Source organism: Paucibacter sp. TC2R-5 (assembly GCF_025717605.1).
Classification (GTDB): Bacteria; Pseudomonadota; Gammaproteobacteria; order Burkholderiales; family Burkholderiaceae_C; genus Paucibacter_A; species Paucibacter_A albus.
In genome coordinates this window covers 1-3,608 of sequence record NZ_JAJIRQ010000025.1, presented here as the reverse complement: position 1 = coordinate 3,608, position 3,608 = coordinate 1, and the positions used below count along the sequence as shown (strand labels likewise).

Sequence of the window (3,608 nt, the reverse complement as noted above, 5' to 3'; positions counted from 1 at the left end):
CAGCCCGCTCGTGCCGATCAACGACTTTTTCAACAGAATAGACCCGCAGGGTGAATTCGAGGTCGATGCAGCTGGCTGACTCGCGAAGCATCGGGGCACGTCCCCCGCCAAATTCAGCTGTCATACTCGGCGGTGAAGTGCAAATGCTGGCCAAGATTAATCCATCTCGACGGGCCGCCCTATCTCCGCTCGTCAAAGTCGCATGAAGTTGGATCCGCGCAGCCTGGACGTTGCAAACCCCGCTATGTGGCCTTCGCCCTGTTGACGAAGACGACCGCACCAACAGTCGCAGCTGAGCTGCTGCGATATGGCCCTTCAGTCGTGCAAGGTCCGGCGATCCTGGTACGAATCTAGCCTTCGGCTGACCGAGAACGGGCAATGCAGAGGTCCTTCTCTAAAATCCCCCCTTTTCCGCAACAAAAGCACAGGCGTCGGCTTCACCGAATGCAAGCTACTTCCAAGCCCGTACCTCCTTTCTCGCCAGTCCCGCCATTCCCGCCATTCCCGCCCGAGTCGCTGTCTCGCTTGCTGCGGCAATGGTGCATCGCGCCAGGCTCCCCGCCGCCGGCAGCTGCACGGCTGGGGGCTTGGTTTGGCTGGGCGGATGCCATCGAGATCGCCCAAGTTTTGACCACGCCGCCTGGTAGCGCCGTATCTGAGGCCGCACGAATCAAGGCCATGCATTGGGCGAGTACTGAACTGGAGCGGCTACAGGCCGAATTGGCGTCAAGCTTCCATCACACCGAGCTGGCAGGCGAGTCCAATTCGATCTCCGATGGCGCAACGCTCAAGGATTTGCTGGTTCCCTATTTGCAGCATTTCGGGCAGCAGCAGCGCGTGATCGAAAGTCGCACCTCCACGTTCCGAGCGCTCCTACGGGCCCGCCTCACGCGCGCCTCCGACGAACTCGCAAGGCTGGCTCAGTTGGACGACTACATCGAGCGAGCGATGGCTGCGCCCCAATTGCGCGCCATGGCTGGACTCTCCGCCTTGCTGGAGACACGAGCTCAGAAACACTACGCAGCCGATCCACGTCAATGGCGCGCCCGCCTCTGCTCAGACCTGCAGCGATTGCTGCGCGCCGAGCTGGATCACAAACTTCAAGCTGTGCTGGGCCTCATCGAGGCCTTGGGCACCCACAATCCCCCATGAACCGATCTCTCAACGCCCTCTACCCCATTGCCATGGCGGCCGGTCTGGCCGGCATTGCCGGCGCCGGCATGGCCGCCTCAAGGAATCACCCCGTCGCAATGGCCATGGCGGGGCTGATTGCTGTGTTTTTTGCCATCGGCGCCTGGGAGCTGGCGACTTTTCGCCGCGACAGCCGAGGTTTGGCGGCGGCCACGGAGCGGGAACTGCCCGAAGGTCCTGACGTTCCCGAAGATTGGATTGCCTCTGTGCCCCTCGCTTTGCGCGGCGCTGTGCAGATGCGTCTGGATGGTCAGCGCGTCGGCCTGCCAGGCTTGGCATTGGCGCCGGCGCTTGCAGGTTTGCTGGTGCTGCTGGGCATGCTCGGCACCTTCATTGGCTTGGTCATCACCTTGAGCAGCACGGCCAGCGCGCTTGGCGCCTCCGCTGACCTGGCCGCTTTGCGCAATGCGCTGGGTGCCCCGATCCAGGGTCTTGGCCTGGCCTTCAGTGCCAGCGTGGCTGGCGTCGCCGGCTCGGCCATGTTGGGTCTGATGGTGGCCCTCGCCCGCAGGGAGCGCTCGGCCGCCGGCGCTCTGCTGGATAGCGCAATTTTGGGACGGCTGCGCCCTCTGACTGCTGCACATCGGCGGGAGCTTGAGCAGCAGGCTATTGCTTCAGCCGCGATCGAGCGCGACAAGGCAAAGCAGCTAGAGATGGTCGCCCAGCTCCAACAGTTCACCGAGCGCATTGCGGAACAACTGACCGCGCAAAACAGCCAATTCCACGGCGAAACCAGCAAGGCCTATGCCGCATTGGCCAGCAGCGTCGACGCCACCTTGCGCAACAGCCTTGCAGAAGCGGCGCGGGAGGCCGGCGCAGCCATTCAACCCGCCGCAACGGCGGCGATGGGGGCAATAGCCCGCGAGGCCGCAGCCCTGCATGAGCGCGTCGGCAACACGGTGAGCGATCAACTGAGCGCGCTCAGCAGCAGCTTCGAGGCGGGCGCCGAACGCATGGCACATCATCAAGCGGAAGCTGCCCAGGCGCAATCCGCAGCGCTGCACCAGCAGCGAGAGCTCGCACTGCAGCTGCTGGAAGACGCCGGTGCGGCGTCGCAGCGCGCCATGGAACTCCAGGGGCAGCGCTGGGCTACGGATTCCCAATCGATGCTCACGGCGCTGGACACGATGGCCAGCCGCCACCAGGCTGCGCAAGTTCATGCAGATCAAGCACGCTGGGCCTCGCTGCAAGATCACCTAGTCGCGCTCGCCGAGCAACAGGCTTCAGCACGAGAGCTTGTTGCGCACGCCGCCCAGCAGTTCGCCGCGCAGACGCAGGCCCTGCTGGAGCAAGTCTCGGATGGCTATACCCGTCATCTGACCTTGCTGGCCGAGCGCGACGCTCAGCGCCGCACCGAGGCCTTGGCCGATGCGAAGGCCATGAGCACACAGCGCGAAGGCGTCGAGCAGTTGCTGGCCACGCAGCGCGAGGAAGCCTTGCATTTGCAGCGCGACAGCGCAAGCCGCGCGCAACAGTCCTTGACCGAGATCACCAGCCTGTGCGCCGAGCAGACGCAGGCCGGCGTCACCGGCCTGGCCGAAGCATTCACGCGTTTGCAGGCAAACCAGCAAGCCCATGACGCGCAGCAGCTTGCGGCATGGCGCAATGAGCTGGCCTCGATTGGAGCCACGCAGTTGCAGCAGCAGCAATTGCTGGCAGATGACCTGTTGGCGAACACGCGCAGTCTGGTAACCCAGGCCGAGGCCACTTCTCAACGGACGCTGGCCGAAGCCGGCGCTGTTCTGCAAGCCGCTGGTGAAGCGCCACGTGCTGCCGTCGAGGTCGTCGTCGCACTGCGCGAGCAGCTCGCCCAAAGCCAGGCTCAGGACCGCGCGGCTCTGCTTGAGCGGGCCGAGCTGATGGGGACGGTATCGACGCTGCTCGCCTCGCTGCAGCAAGCCGCGGGCGAGCAGCGCGTCGCGATTGATTCGCTGGTGGATCGTTCTGCATTGCAGATCGAGGCCTTGAGTCAGCGCTTCACAACGCTTGCCGAGGCCTCGGGGCACGCCCTTGCCGATGCGGCCACAAATCTGGCAGCCAGCGCCGCCGACGTCGCTAGCGTGGGCGAAGGCTTCGGCGAGGCCATTGAGCAATTCCAAGCTGCTAATGCCCAACTCGTGCAGCATCTGGCTGCGCTGGAGGAACGCCTGTCCGCATCGATCACGCGCAGCGACGATCAACTGGGCTACTACGTGGCCCAGGCGCGCGAAGTCATCGACCTCTGCCTGGGCTCGCAGAAGCAAATCCTGGATGCGCTGCAAGGCGCCGCGTCAAATGGATGACCAGCTGGAGATGGAGCACGAAGGCACTGCCGCTCCCGCTTGGGCGGCTTTTGGCGACTTGATGGCCGGCGTGCTGGGCGCCTTTGTGCTGGTGCTTGCCGCGGCCCTGGTGGGGCAGCTGGATCTCGCCACCCA

Annotated in this window: 2 protein-coding genes; both read left to right on the top strand. The window is 64.5% G+C overall.

The annotated features are described in order from the left end of the window. The first annotated feature begins 444 nt into the window (after window positions 1–444). Window positions 445–1,152: a DUF3348 domain-containing protein gene (locus LNV08_RS22860; protein WP_263536049.1), complete on the top strand. Its 708-nt coding sequence runs from the start codon at window positions 445–447 to the stop codon at window positions 1,150–1,152. After that, on the top strand, window positions 1,149–3,473 hold the full coding sequence (locus LNV08_RS22855; RefSeq protein ID WP_263536048.1) for a hypothetical protein: 2,325 nt from the start codon (window positions 1,149–1,151) through the stop codon (window positions 3,471–3,473). Before LNV08_RS22860 ends, LNV08_RS22855 begins: the two co-directional genes overlap by 4 nt. Window positions 3,474–3,608 lie beyond the last annotated feature (135 nt).

Coding starts and splice junctions, on each gene's coding strand:
- LNV08_RS22855 (WP_263536048.1), top strand. CDS start 1,149: ATGAACCGATCTCTCAACGCCCTCTACCCCATTGCCATGGCGGCCGGT.
- LNV08_RS22860 (WP_263536049.1), top strand. CDS start 445: ATGCAAGCTACTTCCAAGCCCGTACCTCCTTTCTCGCCAGTCCCGCCA.